Below are 15,229 nucleotides of genomic sequence, written 5' to 3'. Positions count from 1 at the left end.
TCCAACGCGTCGTCTTACAGGGGGAGTGGTCCGGCATGCCCGGCGGAGGTTTCTGCAAGCTGCCAGGCGGCAGCGTGGTCGTCGCGCTCACGCTGCCGAACCCGGCCGCGCCGGGTACGAACGTGCGTGTCCTGGTGCACGCCGTCAACCGGGCGCGGGCCCTGACCCGGCTCCGCAATCTGGGCCTGCGCGCCGTCTATCTGCGCGGCCAGACCGAGCCCCCGACCCTGGACGAGATCACGGCCGTCCTGCACCACCCCGACGGCCTGCTGTGGCGCACGGCCCCCGAGACCACCGAAGAGCTCTGGCACCCGATACGCGCCCTGCTCAAGTAGCCGGGCTCCCGCAGTACCGCTCACGTGGTCGCCCGCTACACCACGGGCTTGCCGGACAGCTCGACGCCGGCCGCCCGCAGCTCCTCCAGGGCCAGCGAGGTGGTGTGCTCGGCCACCCCGGCCGTCAGGTCGAGCAGCACGGTCGTGGCGAACCCGGCCCGCACCGCGTCCAGGGCAGTGGCCCGCACACAGTGGTCCGTGGCGATACCGACCACGTCGACCTCGGCCACCTGCCGGGCCCGCAGCCAGTCCGCGAGCGAGAGCCCGTTCTCGTCCAGCCCCTCGAAGCCGCTGTAGGCGGCGGCGTACGCGCCCTTGTCGAAGACCGCGTCGATCGCCCCGGAGGCGACCGCGGGAGCGAAGTTCGGGTGGAAGCCCACGCCCTCGGTGCCGGCCACGCAGTGCGGCGGCCAGGAGTGCTCGAAGTCGGGGGCGTCCGAGAAGTGCGCGCCCGGGTCGATGTGGTGGTCGCGGGTGGCGACCACATGGCGGTAGGCGGAGCCGGCCGCCTGGCCCACCAGGTCGGTGATCGCGGCGGCGACGTCCGAGCCGCCCGCGACCGCGAGGGAGCCGCCCTCACAGAAGTCGTTCTGGACGTCCACGACGATCAAGGCGCGGTGCATGTCGTCTTTCCTTCGGTCTGCGGGCCCGTCACGGGCGCTGTTCCTTGAGCGTAGAGACTTCGCGCGGCGCACGGCAGGGGGCAAACGGGGGCGGAAGACCCCGCCGGGCGCGGCTCACACGTACTCGGTCGGGATGACCGGCTCGCCGCGCGAGAGCTGGCCCGCGGACATCGGAAGGGCGGCCAGCGCGTCGATGTGCCGCTCGCGGGCGGTGTCCAGCGGCTCGCGGGCCACCACCGTGCCGCCCTTGACCAGCTCGACCAGGAGCTGGCGGTCGGCGAGTCCGGACGGTACCGCGCCGGTGCCGATGACCTCGGCCTCGGCGATCCCGTACGCGTCCGAGCGGCGGGCGGCCCACTTGCGGCCGCCGACCGAGGACTTCGCGCCGAGCGACTTCTTGGCGACCGGTTGCAGCGGGGCCTTCGGGTCGGCGGACTGGGCGCGGGCGACCAGCTTGTAGACCATCGAGCAGGTCGGGTGCCCCGAGCCGGTGACCAGCTGGGTGCCGACCCCGTACGCGTCCACGGGGGCCGCGGCGAGCGAGGCGATGGCGTACTCGTCGAGGTCGGAGGTGACCACGATCCTGGTGTTGGTCGCGCCGAGCTCGTCCAGCTGCTGGCGCACCCGGTGGGCGACCAGGAGCAGATCGCCGGAGTCGATCCGGACCGCGCCGAGCTCGGGCCCGGCGATCTCCACGGCGGTGCGCACCGCCTCGGCCACGTCGTAGGTGTCGACGAGCAGGGTGGTGCCGCGGCCGAGCGAGTCGACCTGGGCCCGGAAGGCGTCCCGCTCGCTGTCGTGGAGCAGGGTGAAGGCGTGCGCGCTGGTGCCGACGGTGGGGATGCCGTAGCGGAACCCGGCCGCGAGGTCGGAGGTGGTGCTGAAGCCGCCGACGTAGGCGGCCCGCGCGGAGGCGACCGCGGACAGCTCGTGGGTGCGGCGCGCGCCCATCTCGATCAGCGGGCGCCCGCCGGCCGCGGCGGACATCCGCGATGCGGCGGCCGCGATCGCGGAGTCGTGGTTGAGGATCGAGAGGATCACGGTTTCGAGCAGCACGCACTCGGCGAAGGAGCCCTCGACCCGCAGGATCGGCGAGCCCGGGAAGTAGACCTCGCCCTCGGGGTAGCCCCAGATGTCGCCGCTGAAGCGGTAGGAGGCGAGCCATCGCAGGGTGGGCTCGTCGACGATCTTGCGGTCGCGCAGGAAGCCGAGCACATCCGCGTCGAAGCGGAAGTTCTCGACGGCGTCCAGGACGCGTCCGGTGCCGCAGACCACGCCGTAGCGGCGGCCCTCGGGCAGCCGGCGGGTGAAGACCTCGAAGACCGAGCGCCGGTCGGCCGTGCCGGCCTTCAGGGCGGCCTGGAGCATCGTGAACTCGTACTGGTCGGTGAAGAGCGCGGTCGACGGCACGTCCACCGGCAGCCCGAGGTCCGGGGCATTCACAGCGAGCCACCTCGCACTTTCGTCCGGGCCGGGCACACGCCGGCCGGGTATTCGGTCACCGGCCCCGAAAGCTGGGGCCTGGGGGGATGCTACCCCGAATACTCGTCACTCTGACGATTTCTAGGGTCCGTTTGTGCGATGACCGGCCCCGGGTGGCAGCATGGAGGCCGTGGCTGTCATTCCCGGGGGGCCTCTCCCGGGCCCCCGGCGTCGCACTTCCCCGGGGGCAGTCCCCGGACCCGGCACAACAGACAAGGTCGCCCAGAGTCGTGAGCGTTGCCCCGGTAGAGATCGAACGCCCCGAGTCGGCGGAGTCGAGTCTTCCCGTCGCCGAGCCGGACGTGCCCTGGGTGACGCTCGTGCACAACGATCCCGTCAACCTCATGAGCTATGTGCAGTACGTCTTCCAGTCCTACTTCGGCTACTCGAAGGACAAGGCCCACAAGCTGATGCTCGATGTGCACCACAAGGGACGGGCCGTGGTCTCCAGCGGCAGCCGCGAGGAGATGGAACGCGACGTGCAGGCGATGCACGGCTACGGCCTGTGGGCCACGCTCACCCAGGACCGCGGCTGATGGCCGGGCACTTCGAGGCGCTGCCCCGCGGTGGCGCGGCCGTCGCGCTCGACGAGGTCGAGATCGCCATCCTGCGCTCGCTCGCCGTCCAGCTGCTCGAACTCATCGGGCCGGGCGACGAGCCGGCCGAGGACGAGGACCCGCTGGCCGCCCTGTTCGCCGAGGGCCCGAGCGAACCGCCCGCCGACCCGGCGCTCGCCCGCCTCTTCCCCGAGGCCTACGCGAGCGAGGAGAGCGATGAACTGCGCGCCAAATCAAGCGAGTTCAGGCGGTTCACCGAGAACGACCTGCGGGCCCGCAAGCGCGCCGACGCCCTCGCGGTGGTCCACGGCCTCGACTCGCTGACCCCCGGGGGCGACGGCGGGGCGGTCCTGAAGCTGGCCGCCGAGGACTCGCGGCACTGGCTGGGCGCGCTCAACGATCTGCGCCTGACCATCGGCACCCGCCTGGACGTGACCGACGAGGACGAGAGCGGCGAGCTGTACCGGCTGCCGGACGACGATCCGCGCAAGCCGATGGTGATGGCGTACCTGTGGCTCGGTGTGCTCCAGGAAACACTCATCGAAACGCTCATGCCCTGACCGATCGGCCTCTGGATGGCCGTTCGCTCAGCGGACGCTCAAATCCGTATAACGATCGCATCACCACATCGACCTGCTTTGTCATGTCGAGGGACTTTTGTCCGCTTCTTCCTGTGGTGTGCGCCACAAAGGCAACTGGGGATCACCCATAAGCCCGTGATAAATCTTCACGACCACCCGGGGACGCCACCCATGTTCCCGGGGGCGCTTCGACCGGCTGACCGCCGGTGGCACTCCATCCATATCCGGGGGGATCAGGACCTGATCCGTCGCTTCGTGACCGAGGCGGACGGGTCGGCATGGAGAAAGGCGCACCACCATGACCTCAGCGCAGGTCGACAAGCACGACGACCGTCCTGCCGGCAATGAGGCCGCGGGGACCGCCCACGGCTCGGGCGAAGGCTCGGGCGAGGGATACCAGCGGGGCCTCGGGGCCCGGCAGATCCAGATGATCGCGATCGGCGGTGCCATCGGCACCGGCCTGTTCCTCGGCGCGGGCAAGGCCATCTCGAAGGCCGGCCCCAGCCTCATCCTGGCCTACGCCATCGCGGGCCTGGTCATCTTCTTCATCATGCGCGCCCTCGGCGAGCTGCTCATGTACCGCCCGGTGTCGGGCTCCTTCTCGGAGTACGCCCGTGAGTTCATCGGCCCGTTCTGGGGCTTCGTGACCGGCTGGACGTACTGGCTCTTCTGGGTCGTCACCGGCATCACCGAAGTGACCGCGGCCGCCCAGTACATGTCCTTCTGGACCCACGGCAGCATCCCGCAATGGGCCTACGCGCTGATCTTCACGCTCATCCTGTACGCCGTGAACCTCATCTCCGTGAAGCTCTTCGGCGAGCTGGAGTTCTGGTTCTCCATGGTCAAGGTGACCGCCATCGTCGGCATGATCCTGATCTGCGCCGGCATCCTCACCGTCGGCTTCTCGGACGCCGCGGACACCGCCACCGTCGCCAACCTGTGGAACGACGGCGGGTTCTTCCCCAAGGGCATCGGCGGCACGCTGATGACCCTCCAGATCGTCATGTTCGCCTTCCTCGCCGTCGAGCTGGTCGGTGTGACGGCGGGCGAGTCCAAGGACCCCGAGAAGACCCTGCCCAAGGCCATCAACACCGTGCCGTGGCGCATCGCCGTCTTCTACATCGGCGCCCTGATCATGATCCTCTCGGTCGTCCCGTGGCACGAGTTCCAGCCGGGCGTCAGCCCCTTCGTCGCGGCGTTCCAGAAGATGGGCCTCGGCGTCGGCGCGGGCATCGTCAACTTCGTCGTGCTGACCGCCGCGCTCTCCTCCTGCAACTCGGGCATGTACTCCACCGGCCGCATGCTGCGCGACCTCGCGCTCAACGGCCAGGGCCCGAAGGTCTTCACCAAGCTGACCAAGAGCGGCACGCCGCTGGTCGGCACCACGGTCTCCGCCGCCCTCATGCTGGTCGGCGTGTGGATCAACTACGTGGCGCCCGGCAAGGCCTTCGACTACGTGGTCTCCTTCGCCACCATCTCCGGCATGTGGGCCTGGATCATGATCCTCGTCTGCCAGATCCGCTACCGCCGCCAGGCGGACGCCGGAGCGCTGCCGCAGTCCAGCTTCCGCGCCCCCGGCGCCCCGTACACCAGCTGGTTCGCACTGCTCTTCATCTTCATGGTCATCGTGATGATGGGCATCGACAAGGACTCCCGCGTCTCGCTGTACTGCGCGCCGCTGTGGGCCCTGATCCTCGGTGTCTCCTACCTGGTCCTCAAGGCCAAGAACCCCGAGAACAAGGCGTTCGCCAAGCGCAGCTGATGCCAGGCTGACCTGCGCGTTCTCATCATGCGGGCCGTTCCGTATCGCACCTCGATACGGAACGGCCCGCATGCTTATCCTTGCCGACATGCTGACCATCACCCAGGCCCTGTACGACCAGCTCGTCGCGCACGCCCGCGCCGACCACCCCGACGAGGCGTGCGGTGTGGTCGCGGGCCCGGCGGGCACCGGCCGCGCCGAGCGCTTCATCCCGATGCTGAACGCCGCCCGCTCGCCCACGTTCTACGAGTTCGACTCGCAGGACCTGCTGAAGCTCTACCGCGAGATGGACGACCGCGACGAGGAGCCGGTCATCGTCTACCACTCCCACACCGCGACCGAGGCCTACCCCTCGCGCACCGACGTGACGTACGCCAACGAACCCGGCGCGCACTACGTCCTGGTCTCGACGGCGGACACCGACGGGGCCGGGGAGTTCCAGTTCCGCTCGTACCGCATCGTGGACGGCGTGATCACGGAGGAAGACGTAAGGGTCGTAGAGGCCTACTGACGGATACGCGCGCCCGGTGATCCCGCATACTGTGCCTACGCACTTTTCGATCATCGGGCGGCAGGACCAGGAAGCCGGTGCGAATCCGGCACGGTCCCGCCACTGTGACCGGCCCCGCGGCGAACCCGCGGAGCCGGAAGCCAGGAACTGACCTGCCGCCTTCTCCCGACGACAGGGGACGTGGAAATCCCCTTGGAGGAGCTCAGTCATGCTCTGGCGCCGTGCGGCCCTGGCCGCCGCCCTGCTGTTCCCGCTCGCCGCGTGCACCACCCAGGCGAAGCCCGAAGCCGGCGGCGCGTCCGCCCCCGGCTTCCCCTACACGGTCACCAACTGCGGGGTGACCACGACGTACACCGCGCCCCCGAAGCGGGCGGTGACCATGAACCAGCACGCCACCGAGGTGATGCTGGCGCTCGGCCTCGCCAAGTCCCTTGCCGGGACTGCCTACTTGGACGACAAGGTGCTGCCGCAGTACGCGGCGGACTACCGCTCGGTCCCGGTCCTGGCCGCCGAATACCCCTCGTACGAGAAGCTCCTCTCGGTGAACCCGGACTTCGTCTACGGCGGCTACGCCTCCGCCTTCGCCGCGGGCGAGGGCCGCGCGCGCGAGGCGCTCGCCAAGAGCGGCATCAAGTCCCGCCTCAACGTGGAGAACTGCCCCAAGGGCGCCGCGACCACGATGGACGACGTGTACCAGGAGGTCCGCGAGGTGGGCCGCACCTTCGGCGTCGGTGACCGCGCGGAGTCCTGGATCCGCTCGGCCGAGGCCACCAACGACCGCACCCGCACGGCACGCAAGGACAAGACGCCCACCCCCGTCTTCGTCTACGACAGCGGCGACAAGACGGCGTTCACCGTGGGCGGCAAGGGCATAGGCAACGACATCGTGACCCGCGCGGGCGGCCGCAACGTCTTCGCCGACGACCTGAAGACGCGGTCCTTCGGCGACGCGAGCTGGGAGAACGTCGTCGCCCGCGCCCCCGAGACCATCCTGATCCTCGACTACGGCGGCACCAGCGTGGACGCCAAGAAGAAGCGCCTGCGCGACGACCCGGCCCTCGCCTCCGTCCCCGCCGTCAAGAACAACCGCTTCGCCGTCCTGCCGCTCTCCGACATGGTCACCGGCGTACGGGCCCCGGACGCGGTCGCCAAGCTGGCGGCGCAGCTCGGGGCGGGGAAGTGAGGGTGCCGCCGCGAGCGGGGGACGGGGAGCCCTGCGCCCCGCACCGGCCGCCGAGCGGGACCGCGTCCGCCGGGGCCACCCGCACCCGCGGCCCGCGGCCGGCCCCGGCGGACGCGGGGACGCGCGGGCACCCGCACGCCCGGTGCCTGCGCGGGCAAACCCTCCGGCCCGAGGGCGGGAGGGCCCGCGCATGACGACGCGCTCGCGCTACCCGCTCGTCCTCGTGGGGCTCGCCCTCGTCCTCCTCGCCGCGGCCGTCGCCGGGCTCGCGCTCGGGTCGGTGCGGATTCCCACCGGCCAGGTGCTCGCCATCGTCACCGGCCGCGCCGAGCCGAGCCCGTACCGCACGATCGTCCTGGAAGTCAGGGCGCCCCGCGTGGTGCTCGGCGCCGTCACCGGCGCCGGGCTCGCCGTCATCGGGACCGTGCTCCAGGCCCTGGTGCGCAACCCGCTCGCCGACCCCTTCCTGCTCGGCGTCTCCAGCGGGGCCTCCGCCGGAGCCGTCGCCGTGATCGTGCTCGGCATCGGCGCCGGGGTGGCCACCACCGTCGCCCTGCCGGCCGCCGCCTTCGCCGGCGCGCTCGCCGCCCTCGTCCTCGTGTACGCCCTGGCCCGGCGCGCGGGCTCCATGACGGGCGGGCGCCTGGTGCTCGCCGGAGTCGCCGTCTCGTACGTCCTGTCCGCGCTCACCAGCCTCATCCTGGTCACCTCGGCCAGCGCCGAACACGCGCAGGAAGTCCTGCACTGGACGCTCGGCGGACTCGGCGGCGCCCGCTGGGACATGCTCGCGCTGCCCGCCGTCGCCCTCGTCCTCGGCACGCTCGTCCTGATCGCCCTGGCCCGCCCGCTCGACCTGCTCCTCGTCGGCGAGGAGGGCGCCGGCGTCCTCGGCCTCGACACCGGCCGCTTCCGCGCCGGGGTCTTCGTGCTCGCCTCGCTGCTGACCGGCGTCCTCGTCGCCTACACCGGGGCGATCGGCTTCGTCGGCCTGATGGTCCCGCACGCCGCCCGCCTGGTCGTCGGCGCCGCCCACCGCACGCTGCTGCCCGTCGTGGCCCTCGGCGGCGCCGCCTTCCTCGTCCTCGCCGACCTCGCGGCCCGGACCGTCGCCGCGCCGCAGGACATTCCCGTCGGCGTCCTCACCGCGCTCACCGGCGGCCCGTTCTTCCTGTGGATGCTGCGCGGCCGCGGCACCCGGGCCGAAGGAGGCCCCGCATGACCACGCTGCGCACCGAGTCGCTCTCGTACACCACGCCCCAGGGCCGCGCCCTGCTGCACGACATCACCCTGGGCGCCGCCGACGGCGAGACGGTCGGCCTGGTCGGCCCCAACGGCAGCGGCAAGACCACGCTGCTCCGCTGTGTCTACGCCGCCCTGCGCCCCACCGCCGGACGCGTCCTGCTCGACGGTGCCGACCTGCACGCGCTGCCGGTCAAGGCCCGCGCCCGCCGCATCGCGACCGTCCCGCAGGACGCCGACGCCGGGAGCATCGAGCTGAGCGTCCACGAGATCGTCGCCATGGGCCGCTCCCCGCACCACCGCTTCTGGGAGGCCGACACCACCGCCGACCACGCCCTGGTGCGCGAGGCGCTCGCCCGCGTCGGCATCGCCGACCTCGCGGGCCGCCCCTTCCCGTCCCTGTCCGGCGGCGAACGCCAGCGCGCCCTGGTGGCCCGGGCCCTCGTACAGCAGCCGGACGTCGTCGTCCTGGACGAGCCGACCAACCACCTCGACATCCGCTACCAGCTCGAAGTCCTGTCCCTGGTAAGGGAGTTGGGGACCGTCAATCTGCTGGCCCTGCACGACCTGAACCTCGCCGCGTACTACTGCGACCGCATCTGCGTCCTGGCGGGCGGCCGGGTGGTCGCCTCGGGGCCGCCCGCCGACGTCCTCACGGCGGACCTGCTCGCCGAGGTGTACGGGGTGAACGCCGAGGTGAGCGTCCACCCGGTCACCGGCGCGCCCACCGTCGTCTACCTGCCGCCGAGCGGCACCCGCGTCCCGCCCGCGCCCGGGCTGCCCACATCCTGAGCGGGATCGGTCCAGGATGTGGGATCACATTCCGGGAAGCGGACCGGGAATCTATACGATGACCCCATGGTTTCGAACGACGTGAGCGACAAGACGCCGAGCAGCGGCCCCGCCCTGCTGCTCGTGGCGCGGCTGCACGTCGACCTGTGCCGGCTCGCCAGCGCGATCTGTACGGCCCGCGCAGCCGCCGTCTGACGCCGCGCGCCCCGCACCAACGCACCACCGCACGCCCCAGCGCGTGCGGCGCGCGGACCCGAGCCCGAGCCGCGCCCACCTGCCTCTCCCCTTAGATCAGGAGCCCACGCCATGGCCATCGAGGTCCGCATCCCGACCATCCTCCGCACCTACACCGACGGCGCCAAGGCCGTCGAAGGCAGCGGCGCCACCCTCGCCGACCTCTTCAACGACCTCGACGCCCGGCACACCGGCATCCGCGAGCGCATCGTCGACGGCGACAACCTGCGCCGCTTCGTGAACGTGTACCTCAACGACGAGGACGTCCGCTTCCTCGACGGCATCAACACCCAGCTCGCCGACGGCGACAACGTGACGATCCTGCCCGCGGTCGCGGGCGGTTCCGTCTGACATGCGCTACGACTCCGCTCTCGCCGCGGTCGGCAACACCCCGCTGGTCCGGCTCCCGCGCCTGTCCCCCTCGGACGACGTACGGATCTGGGCCAAGCTGGAGGACCGCAACCCGACCGGCTCCATCAAGGACCGGCCGGCCCTCCACATGGTCGAACAGGCCGAGAAGGACGGCCGGTTGACGCCGGGCTGCACCATCCTGGAACCCACCAGCGGCAACACCGGCATCTCCCTCGCGATGGCCGCCAAGCTCAAGGGCTACCGCATCGTGTGCGTGATGCCGGAGAACACCTCGCAGGAGCGGCGCGACCTGCTCGCGATGTGGGGCGCCGAGATCGTCTCCTCACCGGCTGCGGGCGGCTCCAACACGGCGGTGCGGGTCGCCAAGGAACTGGCCGGGCAGAACCCGTCGTGGGTGATGCTCTACCAGTACGGAAACCCGGACAACGCGGGCGCCCACTACGCCACCACGGGCCCCGAGATCCTCACCGATCTGCCCTCCATCACCCACTTCGTGGCGGGCCTCGGCACCACCGGAACCCTGATGGGCGTCGGGCGCTACCTGCGCGAGAACGTCCCCGGCATCCAGATCGTCGCCGCCGAACCCCGCTACGACGACCTGGTCTACGGCCTGCGCAACCTCGACGAGGGCTTCGTGCCCGAGCTGTACGACGCCTCCGTCCTGACCACCCGCTTCTCGGTCGGCTCGGCGGACGCGGTCACCCGCACCCGCGAGCTGCTCCAGCAGGAGGGCATCTTCGCGGGCGTCTCCACCGGCGCCGCCCTGCACGCGGCGATCGGCGTCGGCAGGAAGGCCGTCAAGGCGGGCACCCCCGCCGACATCGTCTTCGTCGTGGCGGACGGCGGCTGGAAGTACCTCTCGACCGGCGTCTACACCGCGCCGACCACCGAGGCCGCGATCGAAACCCTGCACGGCCAGCTCTGGGCCTGACGGCCGAGCCCGCCCCCAGGGGCCGGAGGCCGGTGGTGCGGGTCCGTCATCCCGCCGGGTTCCGTCACCCCGCCGGGTTCCGTCACCTCGCCAGGTTCCGTCATCCCGCCAGGTGACGGACCTGGTCCCACAGGGCCGGGTCCACCACGCCCACCCGGCGGCGGAAGTCCCGCACCCCGACCTCGCGCAGCTCGTCGGTCTCCAGGAAGCTGGGCCGCCCGTGCGCGTCGGCCACCGTGCCCGGCGCCAGCGGGATCACCCCGGCCCGCTCGTCGTGGAACTTGCTGGTGATCTTCGCGACCGTCGCCGTCCCGCCGCGCACCCGCAGCACCAGACACGGCCGGTCCTTGCCGCCCGGCAGGTCCTCGTACGGCACCTGCGCCCACCAGATCTCCCCGGCCTTCGGCAGCCGCCCGGCAGCCCGCCCGGACCCGTCCGGCCGCCCGGGCGGCCGCGTACGCCCGCCGGGCCGACGCCGCCGGCGCCCGCGTCCGTCCATCAGAGCCGCGACGGCGGCGAGCGCCACCACGGCCCCCAGCGCCAGCCACCACGACGTGTCCATAGCGCAGACGTTACCGGCGCACCACCCGCGGCGCGCGCTCCCTGACAACACCATCCGAACCGGTGACAGCGCAGGTGAGTTCCCCCACAACGGCCCGCTCCGAAGGAGCGAGGGGCCTTGGCGCGCCTTACGCTCGATCCACCGCAGCCCTATCCCGCGGCCTCCCCGCCAGCCCCGGCCGCCCCGCAACGACAGGCTTCGCCTGGCCCCTCTGTTCCGGAGGTTCACGCTCCATGAAGCTCACCGTCGTCGGTTGCTCCGGGTCGTTCCCGTCCGCGGAATCGGCTTGCAGCAGCTACCTCCTTGAGGCAGACGGCTACCGGCTGCTCCTCGACATGGGCAACGGGGCCCTCGGTGAGCTACAGCGCCACATCGGACTGTACGACCTGGACGCGATCTTCCTGTCCCATCTGCACGCCGACCACTGCATCGACATGTGCGGCTACTTCGTCGCCCGCTACTACCGCCACGAGGGCGGCCGCTGCGCCCCCATGCCGGTGTACGCGCCCGAGGGCGCCGAGCAGCGCCTCACCACGGCGTACGCGGACACGCCCTCCGCCTCTTCGATGAGCGAGGTCTTCGACTTCCACACCCTGAAGCCGGGCACGTTCGACATCGGCCCCTTCTCGGTGCGCACGGAGCGGGTCTGCCACCCCGTCGAGGCGTACGGCATCCGCATCGAGCACGGCGGCTCCACGCTCACCTACTCCGGCGACACGGGTGTCTGCGCCGCCCTCGACGAACTGGCCGAGGGCGCCGACCTGTTCCTGTGCGAGGCGTCCTTCACGTACGGCAAGGAGGACATCCCGGCGCTGCACCTCAACGGCCGCGAGGCCGGCGAGCACGCGGCCCGGGCCGGCGCGGGCCGCCTGGTCCTCACCCACATCCCGCCGTGGACGGACGCCGAGGTCAACCTGGCCGACGCCCGCGTGGTCTACTCCGGCCCGACGGAACTGGCCGCGCCCGGCGCGGTCTACGAGTTCTGACCCCGCCCCGCCCCGCTCGGCGGCGCGAGCATGCGAAAGACCCCCGGAACCGTTGGGTTCCGGGGGCCTTCCGTCGGGCGCGGGCGGGGGCTACTTGGCCTCGGCCTTGGCCAGCTCCGCCAGTTCCTCGTCGGACTCGCGGCCCGGCGTCGGCAGGTTGAACTTGGTGATCGCGAACCGGAAGATCACGTAGTAGACCACCGCGAAGCAGAGGCCGACCAGCGCCAGACCCCACGGGTTGGTCGCGATGCCCAGGTTGAGGAAGTAGTCGACCGCGCCGGCCGAGAAGCCGAAGCCGTCCTTCATTCCGAGGGACCAGGTCAGCGCCATGGAGACACCGGTGAGCACCGCGTGGATCGCGTAGAGGACCGGGGCGATGAACATGAAGGTGAACTCGATCGGCTCGGTCACACCGGTCACGAACGCGGTGGCCGCGAGGGAGAACATCATGCCGCCGACGACCTTGCGGCGCTCGGGGCGGGCGCAGTGGGTGATCGCGAGGCAGGCCGCCGGGAGGGCGAACATCATGATCGGGAAGAAGCCCGTCATGAACTGTCCGGCGGACGGGTCACCCGCGAGGAAGCGAGCGATGTCGCCGCTCTTGCCCTCGTACGAACCGGCCTGGAACCAGGGGAAGGAGTTGAGCAGGTGGTGCATGCCGACCGGGATCAGCGCGCGGTTGGCGACACCGAAGATGCCAGCGCCGACGGCGCCCGAGCCGACCAGCCACTCACCGAAGTTGTGCAGACCCGTACCGAGGACCGGCCAGATCAGACCGAAGACGATGCCGACGAGCAGACCCGCGAAGGCCGACATGATCGGCACCAGGCGGCGGCCGCCGAAGAAGCCCGCCCAGTCGGGCAGCTTGGTCCGGTAGAACTTCTGGTAGAGCAGGGCGACGATGACGCCCATGACGACACCGCCGAGCACACCGGCGTTCACCGGGGCGGCGTTCATGACTATCTTGCCGTCGACGACCGACGCGACCTTCGGGAGGTTGCTGTCGGTGAAGGTGGCGAGCACCTTCTGGAAGACGAGGTAGCCGGTCACGGCCGCCAGGGCGGTGGAGCCGTCCGACTTCTTGGCGAAACCGATCGCGATGCCGACGCAGAACAGCAGCGCCATGTTGTCGAGCAGGGCCCCGCCACCGGCGGCCATGTAACTGGCCAGCTTGTGGATGAACTCCGGGAACGAGGCACGGCCGAGCATGTCCGGCTGGCCGAAGCGGACCAGCAGTGCGGCGGCAGGCAGCACGGCGACCGGCAGCATCAGGCTGCGGCCGATGCGCTGCATGACAGCCATCGCGCCGGCGCCCTTCTTCTTCGTGGCCGCGGGGGCGGCACTGGCCGTACTCACAACATCCTCCAGTAGGCAAGGCGCCGCCCGGGGGACATGGGAAAATACGGGGGGACGGCGGCGTCTCAGGGGAACGCGGTCAAGCCCGCGTGGTCTACACCAATGAGTGGTGTAGACCAGTTGTAGCACGGTGTGGGTTAGATAAGGAACCTTCGTTTTTTGTGGTCTGAGCCATACCTGGCAATACGGGCAACCCCGACCCCCCGCCGTCTCCGCGCCGTGACCTTTCCGTAGCCGCGCCGAGCCCCGAACGGCCCCTGAACGGCGGCCGTTCGGCGGCGGAACGGCGGTCGTACGGCCCGTCGAGGAGCGCGCGAAGGCCCCCGGACCGGGCGGGTCCGAGGGCCTTGCGGATCCGGGCCGAAAAGCCCGGCGAAAAGGGGCGCCGAGGGAGGAGGCGTGCCTAGGCCTTGATGTTCTCCTGCTCCAGCTCGTCCGCGTCCGGCTCGCGCCCCGGTGTCTGGAGGTTGAACTTGGTGATCGCGAAGCGGAACACCACGTAGTAGACGACCGCGAAGCACAACCCGATCGGAATGATCATCCAAGGCTTGGTCGCAAGGCCCCAGTTGATGACGTAGTCGATCAACCCGGCCGAGAAGCTGAAGCCGTCCTTGACGCCGAGCGCCCAGCTGACCGCCATCGAGACACCGGTGAGCACCGCGTGGATCGCGTACAGCAGTGGCGCGATGAAGACGAAGGAGTACTCGATCGGCTCGGTGATGCCGGTGACGAGCGAGGTCAGGCCGACCGAGAGCATCATGCCGCTCACCTCCTTGCGGCGGTGCGGCTTGGCGCAGTGCGCGATCGCGAGGGCGGCCGCGGGCAGCGCGAACATCATGATCGGGAAGAAGCCGGTCTGGAACTGTCCGGCCGTCGGGTCGCCCGCGAGGAACCGCGGGATGTCGCCGTGCACGACCGTGCCGTCCGGCTTGGTGAAGTCGCCGAACTGGAACCAGATGAAGGTGTTCAGGAACTGGTGCAGGCCGATCACGAGCAGGGCCCGGTTGGCGACACCGAAGATGCCGGAGCCCCACGAGCCCAGGTCCACGAGCCACTTGCTGAAGCTGGTCAGCGCGTCACCGACCGGCGGCCACACCCACAGGCACAGCACCGCGAACACGATCGCGATGCCGGCCATGATGATCGGCACGAGCCGGCGCCCGTTGAAGAAGCCCAGCCAGTCCACCAGCTTCGTACGGTGGAAGCGCTGCCAGAAGTATGCGGTCAGCAGGCCCATCACGATGCCGCCGAAGACGCCCGGGTTCTGGTACGTGGCGAGGACCGCCGAACCGTCCTTGGCGACACAGGCGCCCGCCGTCAGTGTCGCGCCGGCGGCACAGTCCTTCGGGAACTGGAGCAGCACCCCGTAGTAGACGAGGAAGCCTGCCACCGCGGCGAGCGCGGTCGAGCCGTCGGCCTTCTTCGCCATGCCGATGGCGACGCCCACGCAGAACAGCAGGGGCAGTCCGAGCGAGCCGTTGAGCAGGGCGCCGCCCGCGCCGTTGAACACCTTGGCGACGTCGTTCCAGCCGAGCCCGGTCTTGCCGAACATGTCGTCCTGGCCGAACCGGTTGAGAATGCCCGCCGCGGGTAGCACGGCGATGGGCAGCTGGAGGCTGCGGCCCATTTTCTGCAGCCCCTGGAACAGCCCGTTCCACCACTTGGGCTGCGGCACTGCGGCCGCGCTGCTGGCACTCATCGGCAACCTCCAGGCTTGTGGAAC

The 15,229-nt window shown here is 70.8% G+C and carries 17 protein-coding genes and 1 riboswitch; of the genes, 12 read left to right on the top strand and 5 right to left on the bottom strand.

Annotation, left to right across the window (positions count from 1 at the left end):
• Window positions 1-35 precede the first annotated feature (35 nt).
• Window positions 36-335, top strand: a complete 300-nt coding sequence (locus tag CG740_RS30880; RefSeq protein WP_100578583.1) for a hypothetical protein — start codon at window positions 36-38, stop codon at window positions 333-335.
• A gap of 35 nt (window positions 336-370) precedes the next feature.
• Here the strand turns inward: CG740_RS30880 and CG740_RS30875 are convergent, their stop codons facing one another.
• Window positions 371-958 carry an isochorismatase family protein gene (locus CG740_RS30875; RefSeq protein WP_100578582.1) on the bottom strand — a complete coding sequence of 196 codons (588 nt, stop codon included), beginning with the start codon at window positions 956-958 and terminating at the stop codon, window positions 371-373.
• A 114-nt stretch (window positions 959-1,072) separates the two neighbouring features.
• Window positions 1,073-2,401: a nicotinate phosphoribosyltransferase gene (locus CG740_RS30870; RefSeq protein WP_100578581.1), complete on the bottom strand. Its 1,329-nt coding sequence runs from the start codon at window positions 2,399-2,401 to the stop codon at window positions 1,073-1,075.
• Between the two features lie 269 nt (window positions 2,402-2,670).
• Between CG740_RS30870 and clpS the strand changes: the two genes are divergently transcribed.
• From clpS to CG740_RS30820, 10 genes are all read left to right on the top strand, one after another.
• On the top strand, window positions 2,671-2,976 hold the full coding sequence (clpS, locus tag CG740_RS30865; protein ID WP_100578580.1) for an ATP-dependent Clp protease adapter ClpS: 306 nt from the start codon (window positions 2,671-2,673) through the stop codon (window positions 2,974-2,976).
• Window positions 2,976-3,557, top strand: coding sequence for a DUF2017 domain-containing protein (locus CG740_RS30860; protein WP_100578579.1), 582 nt, complete (start codon window positions 2,976-2,978; stop codon window positions 3,555-3,557). Before clpS ends, CG740_RS30860 begins: the two co-directional genes overlap by 1 nt.
• A 319-nt stretch (window positions 3,558-3,876) precedes the next feature.
• Window positions 3,877-5,340 (top strand): amino acid permease, encoded by a 1,464-nt coding sequence (locus CG740_RS30855; protein ID WP_100578578.1) that lies wholly within the window; start codon window positions 3,877-3,879, stop codon window positions 5,338-5,340.
• An 88-nt stretch (window positions 5,341-5,428) separates the two neighbouring features.
• Window positions 5,429-5,851, top strand: a complete 423-nt coding sequence (locus tag CG740_RS30850; RefSeq protein ID WP_100578666.1) for a Mov34/MPN/PAD-1 family protein — start codon at window positions 5,429-5,431, stop codon at window positions 5,849-5,851.
• A gap of 38 nt (window positions 5,852-5,889) precedes the next feature.
• A riboswitch (cobalamin riboswitch) is annotated at window positions 5,890-6,021 on the top strand.
• Between the two features lie 38 nt (window positions 6,022-6,059).
• Entirely contained in the window at window positions 6,060-7,034 is a 975-nt protein-coding gene (locus CG740_RS30845; protein ID WP_100578577.1) for an ABC transporter substrate-binding protein, read from the top strand.
• 190 nt (window positions 7,035-7,224) lie between these two features.
• On the top strand, window positions 7,225-8,253 hold the full coding sequence (locus CG740_RS30840; protein WP_100578576.1) for a FecCD family ABC transporter permease: 1,029 nt from the start codon (window positions 7,225-7,227) through the stop codon (window positions 8,251-8,253).
• On the top strand, window positions 8,250-9,065 hold the full coding sequence (locus CG740_RS30835; RefSeq protein ID WP_100578575.1) for an ABC transporter ATP-binding protein: 816 nt from the start codon (window positions 8,250-8,252) through the stop codon (window positions 9,063-9,065). The genes CG740_RS30840 and CG740_RS30835 overlap by 4 nt, the downstream gene beginning before the upstream one ends.
• Before the next feature lie 66 nt (window positions 9,066-9,131).
• Window positions 9,132-9,260 (top strand): putative leader peptide, encoded by a 129-nt coding sequence (locus CG740_RS41630; RefSeq protein ID WP_264198279.1) that lies wholly within the window; start codon window positions 9,132-9,134, stop codon window positions 9,258-9,260.
• Between the two features lie 111 nt (window positions 9,261-9,371).
• A complete protein-coding gene (locus tag CG740_RS30825) occupies window positions 9,372-9,650 on the top strand; it encodes a MoaD/ThiS family protein (protein WP_100578573.1) in 279 nt (92 codons plus the stop codon).
• 1 nt (window position 9,651) lies between these two features.
• Window positions 9,652-10,602 (top strand): PLP-dependent cysteine synthase family protein, encoded by a 951-nt coding sequence (locus CG740_RS30820; protein ID WP_100578572.1) that lies wholly within the window; start codon window positions 9,652-9,654, stop codon window positions 10,600-10,602.
• A 100-nt stretch (window positions 10,603-10,702) separates the two neighbouring features.
• On the opposite strand, the gene CG740_RS30815 is transcribed toward CG740_RS30820, so the two are convergent.
• Entirely contained in the window at window positions 10,703-11,164 is a 462-nt protein-coding gene (locus CG740_RS30815; protein ID WP_100578571.1) for a type II toxin-antitoxin system PemK/MazF family toxin, read from the bottom strand.
• Window positions 11,165-11,397: 233 nt separating this feature from the next.
• Between CG740_RS30815 and CG740_RS30810 the strand changes: the two genes are divergently transcribed.
• Window positions 11,398-12,150, top strand: a complete 753-nt coding sequence (locus CG740_RS30810; protein ID WP_100578570.1) for an MBL fold metallo-hydrolase — start codon at window positions 11,398-11,400, stop codon at window positions 12,148-12,150.
• 90 nt (window positions 12,151-12,240) lie between these two features.
• Here the strand turns inward: CG740_RS30810 and CG740_RS30805 are convergent, their stop codons facing one another.
• Both CG740_RS30805 and CG740_RS30800 read right to left on the bottom strand, forming a co-directional pair.
• On the bottom strand, window positions 12,241-13,506 hold the full coding sequence (locus tag CG740_RS30805) for a PTS transporter subunit EIIC (protein ID WP_100578569.1): 1,266 nt from the start codon (window positions 13,504-13,506) through the stop codon (window positions 12,241-12,243).
• A 403-nt stretch (window positions 13,507-13,909) separates the two neighbouring features.
• Window positions 13,910-15,205 carry a PTS transporter subunit EIIC gene (locus CG740_RS30800; RefSeq protein ID WP_100578568.1) on the bottom strand — a complete coding sequence of 432 codons (1,296 nt, stop codon included), beginning with the start codon at window positions 15,203-15,205 and terminating at the stop codon, window positions 13,910-13,912.
• Between the last annotated feature and the right edge of the window lie 24 nt (window positions 15,206-15,229).

Source organism: Streptomyces sp. CB01201 (assembly GCF_002803085.1).
Classification (GTDB): Bacteria; Actinomycetota; Actinomycetes; order Streptomycetales; family Streptomycetaceae; genus Streptomyces; species Streptomyces hundungensis.
Note: the sequence above shows the minus strand (reverse complement) of the source record. Positions and strands in the feature narration are given on the sequence as shown.